We start from the raw sequence: 16,650 nt of genomic DNA on the forward strand, positions 1-16,650 counted from the left end.
GTCTCGTCTCGCGGTTCCGGTGCGATTCCGCCGTCGAAACGACCGATTTCGGCACCCCTGAGCGGTTGGGTGATTTGAACATACGAATTCTGATATTTATCTGCATGTCGACTGTCCGGTCTCCCTTTATATCCTCTCCGGTGATGCGGCACTGTTCACCATGTGACCGATTCAGACGGCTCGTCTCCCCCCTCACGTTCTACTGGATATCACCGTTACGTCTGTCGATTTTCTCCGCCGAGATTTCACTTCCGCTCCGCTCTAACTACGGTTATGTGGCTTCCGTCCGTTCTATGAATCCGTGCACTTCGGACCCGGTCGTCGGCCGCCGACGTAATTGCACTAATTATGATACGTTCGGCGGTCGAACCTCCGAGTTCGAAGCCCTTAACCAACCACGCAACACACACCAATATCGTCACCAATGAGCGGAATTTCCGGACACTATCGACGCGACCTCGCCCGAACGCGGCTCGGGCGGGAGGGACAGTAAGATGAGCGACGCGAACCTCTCGACGGACGAACTCGTACTTCCGGTCAAGCGGACCGAAGGCGAGACCCTCGAAGAGCGGATGACGGGCAACGCCTACAACAACATTCTCCCCGCCCGTTACCTCCGCAAGGACGCCGACGGCGACCTCGTCGAGACGCAGGAGGACCTGTTCCCCCGCGTCGCGAAGAACATCGCGCTCGCCGAGGCCGTCTTCGAGGCCGAACAGCGCGACATCGAAATCACGGTCACTCCCGACCTCATCAAGCCGGACCACCCGCGCCGCGACGAACTCGCCGAGGAGGTCTTCGGCAAGGGCGTCACGGCCGACGACGACGAGGCCGAGACGACGCTTTCGGTCTACAACGTCAACAAGTTCGCCTACGAAACCCTCGTCCCCGAACTTCCGGAGGGCGTCCGCGAGGTCGTCGTCGAGAAGCGCGAGACGTTCGAAGAGATGATGGGACAGCTCTCGTTCATGCCGAACTCGCCGACGCTGATGAACGCCGGCGACGAGCTTCAGCAGCTTTCGGCCTGTTTCGTCGACTCGCCCGGCGACGACATCACGGACATCCACCAGACGGCCAAGGAGGCCGCCGAGGTGTTCCAGTCCGGCGGCGGCATGGGCTACGCCTTCTGGAAGCTCCGCCCCTACGGCGACGCGGTCGGTTCGACCGGCGGCATCGCCTCCGGCCCCATCACGTTCATGCGGACGTTCGACCAGATGTGCGAGACCATCGCGCAGGGCGGCGCGCGCCGCGGCGCGCAGATGGGCGTCATGCGCGTCAGCCACCCCGACGTCATCCAGTTCCTCCACGCGAAGAACAAGGACGTCTCGCTCGCGCACACGCTCCGCCTGAACGACCCCGACGACTTCACCCACACCAAGTTCGTCGACGCGCTCGACGAGGCGCGCGAACTCATCGACGAGGACGGTCGCGTCCCCAAGCACCTCCGTAACGCCGTCGAAGGCCATCTCTCGAACTTCAACATCTCGGTCGGTATCACCGACGGCTTCATGGAGGCGCTGTACAACGACGAGGAGTTCGTCTTCACGAACCCCCGCACCGAAGAGCCGCACGTCGCCACGCCCCAGACGAAGGAAATCTACGACATGTTCGGTCTCGGCGAGCACGTCGAGGTCGGTGAGGTCCTCTCGGTCCCCGCGAAGAAACTCTGGGACCAGATTATCGAGGGCGCGTGGGAGAACGGCGAACCCGGCGTCGTCTACCTCGAGCGCGCAAACAAGCAGCACTCCTTCGACGTCGAGAAACATCCCGACCACCGCATCCTCGCGACCAACCCCTGCGGCGAACAGCCGCTCGAGGAGTACGAGGCGTGTAACCTCGGCCACATCAACCTCTCGACGCTCGTCGCGGAGGACTCGCCCGACTGGCGCGTCTGGTACGACGCCCACGGCGACGAGTACGACTCGCTTGAGGCCGCGACGGACGCCTTCCTGGAAGACGCCGTCGACTGGGAGGAGTTCGACCACCGCATCGACAACGGCACGCGCTTCCTCGAAAACGTCGTCACGATGTCGGACTTCCCGGTCGAGAAGATCGAGGAGAAGGTCCGCGAACTCCGTAAAATCGGGCTCGGCATCATGGGGCTCGCCCAGATGTACATCCAGCTCGGCGTCCGCTACGGCTCCGACGAGGGCAACGAAATCGCCCAACAGCTCATGACCCACATCAACCACGGGTCCAAGCGGGCGTCCCACGAACTCGCCGAAGAACGCGGCCCGTTCGAGGCGTGGGAGGACTCGAAGTACGCGAACCCGACCGAGTACCGCGAGTGGTTCGAACACCACACCGGCGAGTCCGCCGACGACTGGGAAGACGGCTACCCCATCCGCAACCACAACACGACGACCATCGCCCCGACGGGTACCACGTCGATGGTGTCGAACACCACCGGCGGCTGTGAGCCCATCTACAACGTCGCCTACTACAAGAACGTCTCCGACGACGTGCAGGGCGACGAGATGCTCGTCGAGTTCGACGACTACTTCCTCCGCGTGCTGGAGGCCAACGACATCGACGTCGAGGCCGTCAAGCGCGAGGCCCAAGAGCAGATGGCCAGCAACGAGTTCGACGGCGTCTCCTCGCTGTCGACCGTCCCGGACGCCATCTCCGAGCTGTTCGTCGTGACCTCCGACCTCGCGGGTATCGAGCACGCGGGCGTCCAGTGCGCCCTCCAGAGCGGCGTCGACTCCGCCATCTCGAAGACCTGTAACTTCCCGAACAGCGCGTCGAAGGAGGACATGGACGAGGTCTACCGCTACATCTACGACCACGGCGGCAAGGGCGTCACCGTCTACCGCGACGGCACCCGCTCGAAGCAGGTGCTCACCACGCGCGCGAAGAACACCGAGTTCTCCGACGACGAGGAGGCCGCAGAGGCCATCGTCTCGCAGATTCGCGACGTGTTCGGCGACGTGGAGGCGTTCCTCGAATCCGAGGAGGTCTCGGACCTCATCGGCAGCGAACTCGAACTCGCCTTCGCCGATTCGCCGAGCGACGTCGGCAAGAAGCGCCCCCGTCCGGACGTGCTGTACGGCGTCACCCAGCGCATCGACACCGGCTACGGGAAGCTCTACGTCAACATCAACGAGGACGAACACGGCGAGCCGTTCGAGCTGTTCGCCAACATCGGTAACTCCGGCGGCTTCACCGCGTCCTTCACCGAGGCGCTCGCCAAGACCGTCTCCACGTCGCTCCGCTCGGGCGTCGACCCCGAGGAGATCGCGAACGAACTGAAGGGTATCCGGAGCCCGAAGGTCGCCTGGGACAAAGGCGAGCAGATTAACTCCATCCCGGACGCCATCGGCACCGCGATGCGCCGGTATCTCGACGGCGACATCGACAAGGGCTACCCGCAACAGCAGAACCTGACCGAGGTCGAAGCCGAGGCCGCCGCGACCGAGGACGCGGACACCGACGGCGGCGTCGCCGTCGACGACGGCCCCGGTGGCAGTTCCGACGCCGTTGCGGACCTGCTCGCCGCGGGCGAGAGCCCCGAGTGTCCCGAGTGCGGCGAGATGGACCTCTACTACTCCGAAGGCTGTAAGACCTGCCAGAACTGCGGCTGGTCCGAGTGCTGAACGCGAGACGGTAACTCGCCGCCGTCGCCGTCTCGTCCGTCACTCGATTTCCGCTCTTTTCTTTTGCGCTCCTCGACCCCACGAGTCTGCACTGTCCAGTCTCGTTGGCGTGTTCGACGCGAAGGTGTCGTCGAGGCCGGCGGGAGAGACACGCCAATCGTGGACTCTATCGCTCGCACAGTACCCTCATCTCTCGGGGACAGCCATCGCTCCCTCCGTCCCTCCGGATGGACCGCCCGTCGACAGCGGGAGAGATGTGGTGAGATAGAGTGAGATAGAGTGCGACTGTGGAGCCCGCGCTCGTATCGCTCCGGTGACCCGACGCTGTTCGAGACGAGATGTATCGACCGACGAGACGAGAGACGCAGTCACTCGACCGTTCCCTCGACTGCGTAGTACGGCACGTCGTGAACTGCGAGCGCGTCGGCCCACGTAGTCGGTCACGACTGCCATCGGTCTCGGCTCACTCACGGCGGTCGACCGGCCGCCACCCGGTGCAATTCGTTCTCCGCACGTCGCCGACGGAACGCGAAGACCGGCCTTCGACGAACCCAAACCACGCACAGCGACTGGGAAGGACAAGAACCACCTCGGTACGACCGTGCGTCTCGGTTCTGTACGTCGTCTGGTCGTCAAGCGGAGTCGTCGCCACTAGCTTTAGCTTTCTACCTTCGAGGGCTGCACGTCGCGACGTTACTCGCCGTTTGAGTGCGTGACGACTGTCGACGCGAGTGCTGCGGCTGTCGGGTCAGCGTCGAAAGAAAGGAAAAACGCCGGGAAGGGTCCCGGTGGTTAGCTATCGTTAGTTGTCGCGGCGGACCGCGAGGAGCGCAGCGGCGACGAGCGCGACGAGGGCGACAACGACACCGAAGCCGGGCGTCTGGGACGACGTGGTGGTCGTCTCGTCAGCCGTCGTGGTGGCGGCGGTGGTCGTCGTAGCCGCAGTCGTGGTCGTCGTGTCTGCGGTCGTCGTGGTGTCAGCCGTCGTCGTGGTGTCCTCAGCCGTCGTGGTGGAGGTTTCCACGGACTCGACGACGTTGCCGTCGACTTCCTCGTCGGACGCGACGCCACCGTCAGCCGTCACGGTGAACGTGTCGCCGACGCTCTGCTCGGAGAAGTCGAAGCTACCGGAGAACGAGCCGTCTGCCTGGACGTAGACCGTAGCGGTCTTCAGGAAGCGCGGCTGCGTGTCACCGTCGGACTCAACGCGGAGCGTGAGTTCCGTACCGGGCGCGACGTTCGAGGAGCCAGAGATCATCTGGTCCGCAGCGTTCGTCACGTTGACCGGGTCAGCGTCGAACGTGTGTTCGGCTTCGACGTGCTCGTAGGAGTCAGTCTGCGACGAGTTGTCGTCAACGAGCGCAAGGTTGGAGGAAGAGACCTCGTCTTCCTCGATCATCTTGAACTGGACGTTGAACGAGTCGTCGTCGTCGACGTCGACAGCGTTACCGGAGGTCTTCTCAGAGGACTGGAGAACACCGTCGTCGTTCTCGTCGCGGTACGCGTCAATTTCGTCCGAGTCGAACACGACGAAGTACGTGTCGTTGTCGCCGTCTGCGACAACAGAGGCGTTAGCGACGTCGAGGATCTTCGGGTCGCGGTTCGGGTCGGGGTTCGTCTGGTTGATCGTCAGACGGTAGGAGTCGTCGTAACCGTTGCCGGTCGCGAAGAAGTTAGGCGTCTCGTCGTCCTGGGCACCCGTCGTGCCCTCGAGACCGGAGGCCTCGATCTGGACGACAACCTGGTCTTCGAACGCGATCTGGCTGTCTTCAGTGATGTTGCCGTTCTCGAGCGCCTCGGAGACCTCGTCGAGGTCCGTCAGCGACTCGCCGGCCGGAGCGGTCCACGTGCGGACCGCGGAGACGCCGCCTTCCTCGAGGACGAGGGTCGCGACGTTCTCGCTGTCAGAGACTGCGCTGCCCGTGCGGACTTCGAGGTCGTAGTCGCCAGCGTCGATGAGGTTGCTGGTCGCGAGGCCGACTTGGGCCACGCCGTCGTTACCAGACAGGACGTCATCGTCGCCGTCTTCGACGTCGAAGACGCTGCTCGGGTTGTTGTTACCGCTGGAGGTGGACTTCGAGGAGTCCCAGAGGAGGATGACTTCGCCGTCGTCGTTACCGTCTTCGACGGTGACGTTAGCGGCGTAGCCCTGTTCGAAGCTACCGATGGAGACCGTTGCGGTGTCAGTGTTCTCGACGGTCACCGGGATGGCGACAACGTCGCCGCGCTGCTCGGTGATGACGGACTCGCCGAAGTCGGCGGAGCCCTCACCGGCGTCTTCCACGGTGATGGTGTCGGATTCGACGGAGACACCGGAGGCCGTGTCGGTCACTTCGACCGTGTAGTCGCCAGTGTCGAGGTCGAGTTCGCTCGCGTTGAACTCGAAGTCGTATTCACCCTGACCGTTGAGGTCGACAGTCATGCTCCCGTCGTCGACTTCGTCGCCGTCGTCGTCGAGGAGAGCGATCTTGACGTTCTCGCGGTCGGAGTTCGCGTTAACCGTACCTTCGATGAGGTCCTCGTCGGTGACGTTCAGGTCGTCGATGGAGACCTCGAGACCGAGGTCACGGACCTGAATCTTCTCGTCGAGGGTGCTACCGATGGTGACGTTGTAGCGCTGGAGTTCGCGGTTGGACGTATCGAACGTGTAGACCGCGGAGGTCGAGCCGGTCGAACCGGAGCGGAAGAAGCTCTCGACGTCGTCCTGACTGTCGTCAGATTCGACTTCGACAGTCGTGCCGAGGTTACCGTTCGTCGCTGCAACGGTCTCGCCCTTGTAGGCGTCGGTGACGGAGACAGAGTTGTCGTCCGTGACCGTGACCGTCGCGACGGTGACCGTCGAGTTGTAGTCGTCGTCGAGACCCTCTTCGAGTTCAGTATTGTCGAGGTCCTCAACGCCTTCGAGGTTCACGACGATATCGCCCGTCGCAAGGTCGTCCGTAGCGACGACGACCTGACCGGGGTTGGGCTGACGAACGTCGTTAACGAAGGACGACGGAACCGGGGCGTCGTCCTGGTAGAGCTGAAGGTTGCTCTGGACGTTCTGAACTTGCTTGTTGAACGAGAGCTCGAGCACGGTGTCGCCGCTCGCGTTGCGGTAGTGAACAGCCGAGATGAGCTCAGGCTCATCGTCACTGCTGATGGTAACAGAGTTACCCTGAACGTCAGCAGCCGACGGGTCGGACTCGTTGGTCACGACACCGACGGTGTACGAGCCAGCAACCACACTGCTGGCGTCGAGCGTCTCGTTAAGCTCGGTGTCCCCACCGAGCGAGCTGTTAGACGTGGACAGTTCACCGGAGTCGAACTGGCCGTTTCCGTTCGTGTCGAGATAGGCCGTTGCGTTGTTTTCGAATCCACTGAGCGTCGCGTTCACGTACACTGTGTCGTCGGACACAGTACCGGAAACGTTGGACGCATCAGCAGCAGCACTACCCGTAAACGCGATGGACCCGGCGAAAACCGAGAAGACCATCAGCGCAGCGAGGAGTACCGCGCGGATTTGCTTATTGCGTGTCATTGTTGATGGTGTTGCAGTCGGGGACATCGTTTTCATCGACCCTCGGACGGAACCAAGCCGGGCAGAACCCGGGCCGAGGCGAGGTACTCACAGATGCCTCCGTGGACAGGAGTACAGTTTGCTCTGTTGACCGTTCGCGGTAAATACTTTGTGTGATTGAATGGTCTCTGAAACGTTACCAATCGTGTCACACAGGCCTCGAAACCCGATTCTTCCCCACAAAGCATATGTACGTCTGTTGAAAATATATCTAGCGCGTGCGCACGCCACCTTGGGTAGGAACGGCGTCCCCGGTTCGCCGGGGGCGTACTCGTTCTCGATAACTAATCGTCGAGCCCCGGCTGTCGAAGCTCGACGTCGGCACTTCGCACAGATTTGGATGGCGACCGCGACCACAGGTGCACGTCCCTCGCGTGTACATTGGCGCTCCACGCGTACGTGCGAGAAACACATATCCTTCTGTCGTCGTTTATCATCGCCAGACGACAGCCACACCGAGTAGTGAAAAAGAACGACCGAGAACGTGTCAGAGATTCTTTAAACCGATTCGACGACGGAGTACCATCGCCCCCTTAAACGACATATAAACACTATATTAATGCCCGAATTGTTCGGAGAAACCATCCATTAATCTGGCACGTACATTTAAGTTACCCCGGAGATACGAGTCGGTTGGACACACCGCGACGGGTGCCGGGCAGGGATGACGGTTGCGCAGCGATGAACGCGTGCGCACCGGCGTCTTCGGCGAGCGATACCGTCCCGGGTGTCGGACACAACGCATGCAACTCAAACATCTCTTCACGGAAGACCGTGCAGTCAGTCCTGTCATCGGGGTTATCCTGATGGTGGCAATTACAGTCATCCTCGCGGCCGTTATTGGTACCTTCGTTCTCGGTCTCGGCGACCAAGTGAGCGAGACGTCCCCGCAGGCGAGTTTCGCATTTGATTACGACGGCACTGAATTGACCATCACGCATGAGAGTGGTGAGCAGATCAACGGTGATCTCGTCACCATCACGGGCGACGTGAACGTTTCGTCTCCGAACAACAAGTGGTCTGACCTCGGTTCAGGGACAATCTCCGCCGGTGAGTCGGTCGTCATCCAAAGTTCTAGCGACGACGCATTCACGCAGGATGAGACCGTTCGCGTCGTCTGGACCTCCGAGAGTGGGAGTACGTCGTCCACCCTTCAGAAGTGGACCTACAACGGATAGATGAACTTCAAGCAACTCCTCGCTGAGGACGACGCGGTCTCACCGGTTATCGGCGTTATCCTCATGGTCGCGATTACCGTCATCCTCGCGGCCGTCATCGGAACGTTCGTCCTCGGTCTCGGCGACCAAGTCGGCGATACGGCCCCACAGGCCAGTTTTAGCTTCGACTATCAGGATGCATCCGGGAGCAATCCGGACAACCTAACGGTGACTCACGACAGCGGTACTTCGATAGATAGCGAGAACATCAACCTGACCGCGTCTACGAACTTCGACTTCATCACGTCTGGAACGCCGGACGGAACAGAAATGAACAGCTCGAAGTCCTTCGCAGACATGGGCGTCTCTGACGACGTGACTGCGGGAACGTCCGTCCAAGTCGGAAACAGCACCTTCGACAGCGCAACGTTCCGCATCGTCTGGACCTCCGAGAGTGGCAGTAACTCCGCCACGCTCCAGAAGTGGTCCGGTCCCGACGCCTAAACGCGACACAACCTTCGCGGCAACGTTTTCTTCGGACCGACTGACTGCGCAGCGTTGCGGCTGGCACGACCACGGAACGCGTCGCTACCACGGCTGCGGCGAACGAAACGTGCTCTCACGAGAAAAGACGGTTTTAGTCGGTACGACGGGCGAGTGCCGGACTCAGACCGGACGGCCGCCCTCGGACGTGCCGACCAGCCACGTCCCGAGCGTGAGCGCGCCGGCACCGACGGCGAGCGCGTAGGACATCACCTGTGCGGCGTTCGGCAGCATTCCCGGCAGCATCGCGAGCGTCCCGACGATCATCAGCGCCATCCCGATGACGGCTTGCTTCGAACTGAGCAGTCCCATGTCCGTCTCTCCGGAAGCGTCCGATATGGAACTTGCGCTTTTGCTTCGCCGGTTACTCGTAGTCTCGCTCCCCGGCGGGGACGACTACGTCGAGCCAGTTCTCCTCGGGGGGAAGCGGACACTCGAAGGTGTCGGTGAACGCGCAAAACGGGTTGTACGCGAGGTTGAAGTCCACGACGACTTCGTCCAACTCGTCGAGGGGCGCGTCGGGCGTGAGTTCCATGTAGCGACCGCCGTTGTAGGTCTGCTGACCCGTCGTCTTGTCGCGGAAGGGGACGAACAGCGTCGGCGAGTCGTCGTGTTCCTGACGATACGCGCCGAGGGTCAGTTCGGCGTCGCGGAGTTCGAAGTGGAACGTGGCGACGCGGAGATACCGGACCTCGCCGTCGGTCGAGGTGTCCATCGTCACCGGCTCGGGGTCGTCGTGCGTCTCGACCGACGCGGTCACCCGGTAGTCGGGGTCGGGGTCGAAGTAGTCGAGGCCGTCGAAGTCGTCCCGTTCTTCCGGCGGAATCGGCGACTGAGGATGCGACCCGAAGAAGTCGTCTTTCTCCTCGCGTTTCGCCCGGAGTTCGGAGACGTAGGCGTCGGCGTCGAACGCGTCGTCGGTCATACGCGACGGTACCCACCGGCGACACCTACACCTGACGGTTCGAAGGCGCGTTCGAACTCGTTACGCGGACAGGTGGCGCTTGGCGGTCGAGATGCGTTTGAACTGCTCGTTCGTGAGCTCGATGTCCGCGGCCACGACGTTCTCGCCGAGCTGGTCGACGGTTCGTGCCCCGATAATCGGCGCGGTGACCTGCGGGTGGTGCATGAGCCACGCGAGGCTGACCTGTGCGGGCGACGCGCCGACCGCCTCGGCGACCCCCTCGATAACCTCGAGCGCGTCGAAGTTCGACGGCGTGAGGTAGGAGTCGGCGAACCGCTGGTCGTTCGCCGCGCGAGAGTCCGCAGGCGGGCGCTCGTCGCGGGCGTACTTGCCCGTGAGAAAGCCGCCAGCCAGCGGCGACCACGGCACGACGCCGATGTCGTAGTCGGCGCACATGTCGAGGTAGTTCCCCTCTATCTCGCGGTTGACGGCGTTGTACCGCGGTTGGGCGATTTTAAACGGCTCGTAGCCGCGCTTGTCGGCGAGTTCGTTCGCCTTGACGACCTTCCAGGCGTTGGGTTCGAGCGTCGAGGTGCCGAGGTAGTTCACCTTCCCGTCGCGGACGAACCCGTCGAGCGTCCGCATGAACTCCTCGACCGGCGTCTCGTCGTCCCACCGGTGGATGTACAGCAGGTCGACGTAGTCGGTGCCGAGCCGGTCGAGGATGCGGTCCATCTGGCGGCGGAGGTGTTTCCGGTTGAGCCCGCGGCCGTTGGCGTCTTCCCGCGTGGGCCAGAAAACCTTGGACGCGACGACGAAGTCCTCGCGGTCGCGCGCTTCGAGCCACTCGCCGATGTACGTCTCGCTCGCGCCGTCGCCGTACATGTCGGCGGTGTCGATGAAGTTCCCGCCGGCGGCGGCGTAAGCGTCGAGCAACTCGTGGGCGCGGTCGCGGCCGACCTCGACCTCGCCGTCGTCGGCCTGTCGACCGAACCGCCACGTCCCGAACGCGAGTTCGGAGACCGTCGTTCCGGTCCGTCCTAGTGGAACCATCGCGAGCGACATACCGAATCCGAAGACCGGACCGCGGTAAAGCCACTCGATTCACGATGGTCGAAGATGAGAAACCTGAGGCCGTGGCAGGTCGGCGCATCGAGCGTCTGAGGAGCGGGCGAGAACCTCGATGGAGGCGCGTGGCGAGCGCTCGCGAGGTCGAGAAACGGAGAGCGGGAGGTGGAAAGCGAGAGGTGGAAAGCGGGAAGTGGAGGGAGAACACCGCGTCTGTTTGATTCGCCGTGTCAGGCAACGCACGCACGATTACGGACAGGCGTGTCGGCGCGACCGGGTGACTACGACCGGGCGTAGTTGTGCCCGAGCACGAGCGCGAGCGCGTTGAGCGCGAGAAGCGCTCCGAAGACGGTGAACTCGCTCGCTTCGAGGCCGCCGAAGAGCAGGGGCACATACAGGAACGGGAGGGCGACCGCGGCCCAGAAGCCGACGAACCGAAGCGGTGCGGCGACGAGTTCGAAGCCGAGGCGGAGCGGTTGTTCTTCCGTTACGACCTCCCGGAGTTGGGAGAGGCGTTCGCGGGGGACCGTGGATGGGGAGTTCGACATTGGTTGGGGGGCACCTACGAGCACAACATGGAGTGGAGGGGTCATAATTACGTGCGAGAATTCCGTTCGTTTCATACTCGTTTACTTGAGACTATTCGGTAAACGTGAAATTTCACGGACCGACGAGCGGCGTTCTAATACTTCACAAACGCCGCTAACTCTTTTATTCACACAACAGTCAAGCGTTCTTGAACAGTCGTCGAATCCTGAATTTCCACGGTTCGACCGAGCGGACTCGGTCCTCGGTGCGCTCGGTGGCCCCCGTGTGGACCGTCGGGCGGGCGACGCTTCGACCGGCATCGTCCCGCAGGGAGCAGGGATTTAGCCCGCCGGCGCGACTGTCGATGCGATGCCAGACCTCAATCGCGTCGCAAAGCGCATGTACAACATCCACCCGAACGCCATGCACCTCACCGTCGGCGAGGAGATAGACGGCACGTTCACGCTGGAGAGCGCGGAGTTCTTCCAGACGGAGTTTCAGGCCGAGGGCCGACGCGACGGCGACGACGCGGTCTACCGGTTCGCGACGACCGAGGACAACGACGCTGTCGTCGTCGGTCAACAGCGACCCGGTGAAAACGGGTGGAGGATGGTCGGCGAAGTGGACTCGGTCGAGCGGGCGGACGCGTAGCCGCGCTTTTCAGTCGGTCGCGCGGACGCCGTCGCCGAACCGATAGCGGAGTTCGCGCCGAATCGCCCCGCGCTTCAGGAGGAGGAACCCGAGGAAGATGAGCGCGAACCCGCCGACCGTCGACGGGGTCGGAACTTCGCTCAGGAACGCCCACCCCGAAAGCGCCGCGAAGACGGGCGCGACGTACGAGACGAGGTTGATTTCGATGGGGCCGAGGCGGTCGAGCAGGTCGAAGTAGATGAGGAAGCCGAGCGCGCTCGCCGCGAGCGAGAGGTACCCGAGCGCGGCGACGGACTGGACGTTGAAGACGACCGAGCCGAGACGCTCGCCGAGTGCGACGGACGCGACGTGCATCAGTCCCGCCCCGAGGAGCATCGACCACGCCTCCATCGTCTCGATGGACAGCTCGGAGTCGACCCGGCGGGTCAGCACCGACCCGAGGGCGAAGGCGGCGGCCGCGCCGAAGATGAGGAGCTTCGCGACCGTGCCGCCGGCGAGGAGGTTGCTCGGGTCGAGCCCCGAGAGCACCGCGACGCCGACGAGGCCGAGGAGGAGGCCGACGACGCCGAGCGCGGTGAGCCGCTCGCTCGGGAGCAAGAGCCGCGCGAATCCAGTGGTGAGCACCGGGCTGAGACTCACGATGACCGCGGCGGCGGCGCTCGTCACGCCCGGGTCGGTCTCGCCGATGAACAAGAGCGCGTGGTAGGCGGCGATGAGGAAGACCGCGCCGATGGCGACTTCCGTCCACTCGGCCCTGCCGCGCGGAAGCGGCGAGTCGGTGGCGTACAGCGCGTAGGCGAGCATCACCACCCCCGCCACGTCGTACCGGAGGGCGGCGAAAAGCACCGGCGGAAAGAACTCGAGTCCGGCTTTGATAGCCATGAACGCGGACCCCCAGACGGCGGCGAGGACGACGAACAGACCGAGGTTTCGGTACCGTGTCACAGCGATGGTGCGCCCGGTGGGGGCCTGAACGTTTCGTTACGGGGTGGTTTCGCCGGTGCCGCGGGGCGAGAATCGCCCACCGGCCACCGCCAACACACCAGTCGTCCGTCGTCGCTCAGTCGTCGGCCTCGGCGGCCGCGCCGGCGTTCGTCTCGATGACGGTCACCTCGTCGGAGCCCTCGTAGAGGTGACACGCCGCGGGGTGCGGCGCCTCGCCGACGGCGGGGCGACGCGTCTCACAGGGGCTCTCGAAGCGTTCCCGAAGCGTCTCGCCGGCGCGGTCGGCCTCGCCCTCGGCGAGGTGGCCGAGCGCCGTGTCGACGACGCCCGCGACCTCGCCGCGGAGTTCGGCGTCGACGTGTCGCGCGCGCGCCTCCTCGATGAACGCTTCCGTGTCCGCTCGGTCGGGGTCGGCGGCGTCCCAGATGTGGTCCGGGTTGACGTCACCGACCGCCAGGGCGTCGCGGAGGTCCATCACGGCGCGGTAGGTCCCCTGTTCGATGTCGAGGTCGTCAGGGGGGATGACCTGCGGGCACCGCGTCCGAAAGCGACAGCCCGACGGCGGGTTTCGCGGCGACGGCACGTCGCCCGACAGCGCCTCGACCCGCCGGCCGTGTTCGGCCGTGGAGGGCCGGGGAACGCTCTCCAACAGCGCCTTCGTGTAGGGGTGTTTCGGCGACTCGAACAGCTCGTCTGTCGGGCCGAGTTCGACCACGTTGCCGAGGTACATCACGGCGACGCGGTCGCAGATGTGGCGGACGACAGAAAGGTCGTGGGCGATAAAGAGGTACGTCAGCCCGAACTCCGATTGGAGGTCGTCGAGCAGGTTCAGCACCTGCGCCTGCACGGACACGTCGAGCGCCGACACCGGCTCGTCGAGCACGATGAAGTCCGGTTCGAGCGCGAGCGCGCGGGCGATACCGATACGCTGGCGCTGGCCGCCGGAGAACTCGTGGGGGTAGCGGTCGAGGTGGTTCGCCGAGAGGCCGACCCGCTCCAACAGGTCGGCGACCTTGTCGCGCCGCCACTCGCGTTTCGACTCGCCGTCGGCGGACTCGGGAATCCCGTGAATCTTCAGCGGTTCGGCGACGATGTCGCCGACGGTCATTCGCGGGTCGAGACTGGAAAACGGGTCTTGGAAGACGATTTGGGCGTCCCTGCGGAACGCCTTGAGTTCGTCGTCGTCCATCTCGAAGACGTTCGCCCCGTCGAAGGTGACCGCGCCGCCGGTCGCCTCGCGCAGTCGGAGCAGCGTCTCGCCGGTCGTGGACTTCCCGCACCCGGACTCGCCGACGAGGCCGAGCGTCTCGCCGCGTTCGACCTCGAAGGAGATGCCGTCGACGGCCTTCACGCTCGTCGGGTCGCGCCCGAGGAGGCTGTCGACGAACGAGTCCTGCTCGAAGTAGTACTTCTGGAGGTCCCGAACCGCGAGGAGCGGCTCAGTCATCGGCGTTCACCTCTCGGTCGACCGCATCGGCCGCGTCGGCCGAATCGACGGCGTCCGCGGGGTCGTACTCCTGTTCGGCGAGGACGCACCTGACGCTGTGTCGGCCGTCCAGTTCGTACTCGGGGATGCGGGTCAGACAGTCGGTCATGGCTTTGGGACACCGGTCGGCGAAGTAACACGCGTCGGGCATCTCCGAGTCGAGAAGGCTCGGCACGTTGCCCGAGATGGGTTCGAGGCGACCCGAGGGGTCGTCAACGTCCGGAATCGACCCCAACAGTCCCTGCGTGTACGGGTGGACGGGGTTGTCGAAGATGTCGGCGAGCGGGCCGCGCTCGACGACTTCCCCGGCGTACATGACGCCGACGCGGTCGCACATCCGGGCGATGACGCCCAAGTCGTGGGTAATCATCAGGATGCTCATCCCCTCCTGTTCCTGCAGGTCGCGAAGCAGGTTGAGAATCTGGGCTTGGATGGTCACGTCGAGCGCGGTGGTCGGCTCGTCGGCGATGAGGATGTCCGGTTCGCCGGCGAGCGCCTGGGCGATCATCGCCCGCTGGAGCATCCCGCCGGAGAACTGGTGAGGGTACTCCTCGGCGCGGTCCTCGGGGTCGGGGATACCGACCTGGTCGAGCAGTTCGACCGCGCGGTCCATGCTCTCGTCGTCGACGTAGCTCTTCGAGGGGAGAAGCGAGTCCACGAGGAGCGAACCGAGACCGTAACCCTGCGTCCGCGAGCGCGTGCTTCGCGGGTTCGACCGGGCGCGGCGCTGGACCTCGACCGCCTCGGCTATCTGCTCGCCGACGGTTATCGAGGGGTTGAAACTGCTCATCGGGTCCTGAAACACCATGCTGAACGACGGGCCGCGGAGCGACCGCCGGACGCCCTTCGGGAGCCGCCGGATGTCCACGAGGTCGCCGTCGACGGCCTCGGGCTTCGACCCGCGGAACTCCTCGGCGAGGTCGGCGTTGCGGTACCATATCTCGCCTTGGGTCACGCGGCCGGGCGATTCGATGAGGTCGATGACCGAGAGCGCGGTCACGGACTTACCGGACCCGGACTCGCCGACGATGCCGAATATCTCGCCGTCTTCGACGTCGAACGAGACGCTCTCGACCGCGTTGACCTGCCCCTCCTCGGTGAAAAACCGAGTGGAGAGGTCGCGGACGCTGAGAATCGTGTCGGCCATCTCAGACGCCCCCCTCCCCTTCGATGCCGGGGTCGAGCGCGTCTCTGAGCCAGTCGCCGACGAGGTTCAGCCCGATGACCGTCACCACGATGGCGAGGCCGGGCATCGTCGAAATCCACCACGCGGTGGACTGGTACTGCCGGCCGAGGGCGATGTCGAAGCCCCACGACACGTCGGCGCCGGAGAAGCCGAGGAACGACAGCGCCGATTCGAGCAGGATGATGGCGGCCACCTGAATCGTCGCCAACACGAGGATGGGCGTGATGGCGTTGGGAAGGACGTGTCTGAGCATCGTCCGCCCGTCGCTCGCGCCGAGGGCCTTCGCGGCCTTCACGTACTCCTCCTCGCGGATGGAGAGCGCTTCGCCGCGGGCGACGCGGGCGAACCACACCCAGTTGACGAGCGCGACGACGACGATGACCGTCCCCGGGAGGACGACCGTCTCGGGCATTCCCGTCGGTAACCCGACCGCCGAGCGGAACGCCGGGGCGAGTCCGGTGGCGACGAAGGGGTCGGGGATGGGCGCTTGGGCCTGCCCCCAGACGCCGACGAGGGCGATCGCGAGCACGAGCGAGGGGAACGCGAGCATGATGTCCGCGCTCCGCATCAGGAGGTCGTCCACGCGACCGCGGTAGAACCCCGCTGACAGCCCGACGAGGACGCCGATGAGCGCCGCGAGCGACGTGCCGAACAACCCGACGAGGATGGACGTTCTCGCGCCGTAGATGATGCGCGAGAGGATGTCCCGCCCATTGCCGTCGGTGCCGAGCGGATGGGCGGCCGTCGCGTTCGTGTAGACGGTCTGCGTCTCGGTGACGACCTGACCGTCCTCGATGACGACGCTCCCGTCTTCCATCTTCGTCACCTCTTTCGTCTCTTTGGTGCTGAAGCCGAGCGGCGGCTGTCGGGAGTTATCGAGATTCTGTTGAGACGGGCTATACGGGGAGATAAACGGGGCGAAGACGGCCATCGCCACCATGAGGATGACGACGACGATGCCGAGCTTCGCGAGGAGACTCCGTCTGAGTTCCCGACGAAGGTTTCTGCGTGTGCGTTCCGATATCAT

The 16,650-nt window shown here is 64.1% G+C and carries 13 protein-coding genes; 4 read left to right on the forward strand and 9 right to left on the reverse strand.

Going from position 1 to position 16,650, the window contains the following annotated elements; all coding sequences use genetic code 11:
• Window positions 1-494 precede the first annotated feature (494 nt).
• Window positions 495-3,596, forward strand: a complete 3,102-nt coding sequence (locus DEQ92_RS10660) for an adenosylcobalamin-dependent ribonucleoside-diphosphate reductase (protein ID WP_115805100.1) — start codon at window positions 495-497, stop codon at window positions 3,594-3,596.
• A gap of 802 nt (window positions 3,597-4,398) precedes the next feature.
• On the opposite strand, the gene DEQ92_RS10665 is transcribed toward DEQ92_RS10660, so the two are convergent.
• Window positions 4,399-7,152: a BGTF surface domain-containing protein gene (locus DEQ92_RS10665; protein WP_342764749.1), complete on the reverse strand. Its 2,754-nt coding sequence runs from the start codon at window positions 7,150-7,152 to the stop codon at window positions 4,399-4,401.
• Between the two features lie 746 nt (window positions 7,153-7,898).
• Between DEQ92_RS10665 and DEQ92_RS10670 the strand changes: the two genes are divergently transcribed.
• Both DEQ92_RS10670 and DEQ92_RS10675 read left to right on the forward strand, forming a co-directional pair.
• A complete protein-coding gene (locus tag DEQ92_RS10670) occupies window positions 7,899-8,333 on the forward strand; it encodes a type IV pilin (RefSeq protein ID WP_115805102.1) in 435 nt (144 codons plus the stop codon).
• Complete coding sequence (locus DEQ92_RS10675) at window positions 8,334-8,816, forward strand: type IV pilin (protein WP_115805103.1); 483 nt, start codon at window positions 8,334-8,336, stop codon at window positions 8,814-8,816.
• Window positions 8,817-8,978: 162 nt separating this feature from the next.
• On the opposite strand, the gene DEQ92_RS10680 is transcribed toward DEQ92_RS10675, so the two are convergent.
• From DEQ92_RS10680 to DEQ92_RS10695, 4 genes are all read right to left on the reverse strand, one after another.
• On the reverse strand, window positions 8,979-9,167 hold the full coding sequence (locus DEQ92_RS10680) for a hypothetical protein (protein ID WP_004975161.1): 189 nt from the start codon (window positions 9,165-9,167) through the stop codon (window positions 8,979-8,981).
• 52 nt (window positions 9,168-9,219) lie between these two features.
• Window positions 9,220-9,780: a DUF1684 domain-containing protein gene (locus DEQ92_RS10685; protein ID WP_004975163.1), complete on the reverse strand. Its 561-nt coding sequence runs from the start codon at window positions 9,778-9,780 to the stop codon at window positions 9,220-9,222.
• Window positions 9,781-9,840: 60 nt separating this feature from the next.
• Window positions 9,841-10,824, reverse strand: coding sequence for an aldo/keto reductase (locus DEQ92_RS10690; protein WP_004975166.1), 984 nt, complete (start codon window positions 10,822-10,824; stop codon window positions 9,841-9,843).
• 284 nt (window positions 10,825-11,108) lie between these two features.
• On the reverse strand, window positions 11,109-11,375 hold the full coding sequence (locus tag DEQ92_RS10695) for a hypothetical protein (RefSeq protein ID WP_004975169.1): 267 nt from the start codon (window positions 11,373-11,375) through the stop codon (window positions 11,109-11,111).
• Window positions 11,376-11,724: 349 nt separating this feature from the next.
• Between DEQ92_RS10695 and DEQ92_RS10700 the strand changes: the two genes are divergently transcribed.
• Window positions 11,725-12,006 (forward strand): hypothetical protein, encoded by a 282-nt coding sequence (locus DEQ92_RS10700; RefSeq protein WP_004975172.1) that lies wholly within the window; start codon window positions 11,725-11,727, stop codon window positions 12,004-12,006.
• A gap of 9 nt (window positions 12,007-12,015) precedes the next feature.
• On the opposite strand, the gene DEQ92_RS10705 is transcribed toward DEQ92_RS10700, so the two are convergent.
• The 4 genes from DEQ92_RS10705 to DEQ92_RS10720 form a co-directional block, all read right to left on the reverse strand.
• On the reverse strand, window positions 12,016-12,951 hold the full coding sequence (locus DEQ92_RS10705) for a DMT family transporter (RefSeq protein WP_004975175.1): 936 nt from the start codon (window positions 12,949-12,951) through the stop codon (window positions 12,016-12,018).
• Window positions 12,952-13,066: 115 nt separating this feature from the next.
• A complete protein-coding gene (locus DEQ92_RS10710) occupies window positions 13,067-14,398 on the reverse strand; it encodes an ABC transporter ATP-binding protein (RefSeq protein WP_115820756.1) in 1,332 nt (443 codons plus the stop codon).
• Window positions 14,391-15,584 carry an ABC transporter ATP-binding protein gene (locus tag DEQ92_RS10715; protein ID WP_004975181.1) on the reverse strand — a complete coding sequence of 398 codons (1,194 nt, stop codon included), beginning with the start codon at window positions 15,582-15,584 and terminating at the stop codon, window positions 14,391-14,393. The genes DEQ92_RS10710 and DEQ92_RS10715 overlap by 8 nt, the downstream gene beginning before the upstream one ends.
• A gap of 1 nt (window position 15,585) precedes the next feature.
• A complete protein-coding gene (locus DEQ92_RS10720) occupies window positions 15,586-16,650 on the reverse strand; it encodes an ABC transporter permease (protein WP_115805106.1) in 1,065 nt (354 codons plus the stop codon).

Source organism: Haloferax sp. Atlit-6N (genome assembly GCF_003383195.1).
In the GTDB taxonomy this organism is placed as follows: Archaea; Halobacteriota; Halobacteria; order Halobacteriales; family Haloferacaceae; genus Haloferax; species Haloferax gibbonsii.

What these genes read in the sequence shown, in the direction of transcription:
- DEQ92_RS10665 (WP_342764749.1), bottom strand. Translation starts at nt 7,152, where the DNA reads ATGAAAACGATGTCCCCGACTGCAACACCATCAACAATGACACGCAAT.
- DEQ92_RS10715 (WP_004975181.1), bottom strand. Translation starts at nt 15,584, where the DNA reads ATGGCCGACACGATTCTCAGCGTCCGCGACCTCTCCACTCGGTTTTTC.
- DEQ92_RS10660 (WP_115805100.1), top strand. Translation starts at nt 495, where the DNA reads ATGAGCGACGCGAACCTCTCGACGGACGAACTCGTACTTCCGGTCAAG.
- DEQ92_RS10670 (WP_115805102.1), top strand. Translation starts at nt 7,899, where the DNA reads ATGCAACTCAAACATCTCTTCACGGAAGACCGTGCAGTCAGTCCTGTC.
- DEQ92_RS10690 (WP_004975166.1), bottom strand. Translation starts at nt 10,824, where the DNA reads ATGTCGCTCGCGATGGTTCCACTAGGACGGACCGGAACGACGGTCTCC.
- DEQ92_RS10680 (WP_004975161.1), bottom strand. Translation starts at nt 9,167, where the DNA reads ATGGGACTGCTCAGTTCGAAGCAAGCCGTCATCGGGATGGCGCTGATG.
- DEQ92_RS10720 (WP_115805106.1), bottom strand. Translation starts at nt 16,650, where the DNA reads ATGATATCGGAACGCACACGCAGAAACCTTCGTCGGGAACTCAGACGG.
- DEQ92_RS10695 (WP_004975169.1), bottom strand. Translation starts at nt 11,375, where the DNA reads ATGTCGAACTCCCCATCCACGGTCCCCCGCGAACGCCTCTCCCAACTC.
- DEQ92_RS10700 (WP_004975172.1), top strand. Translation starts at nt 11,725, where the DNA reads ATGCCAGACCTCAATCGCGTCGCAAAGCGCATGTACAACATCCACCCG.
- DEQ92_RS10710 (WP_115820756.1), bottom strand. Translation starts at nt 14,398, where the DNA reads ATGACTGAGCCGCTCCTCGCGGTTCGGGACCTCCAGAAGTACTACTTC.
- DEQ92_RS10675 (WP_115805103.1), top strand. Translation starts at nt 8,334, where the DNA reads ATGAACTTCAAGCAACTCCTCGCTGAGGACGACGCGGTCTCACCGGTT.
- DEQ92_RS10685 (WP_004975163.1), bottom strand. Translation starts at nt 9,780, where the DNA reads ATGACCGACGACGCGTTCGACGCCGACGCCTACGTCTCCGAACTCCGG.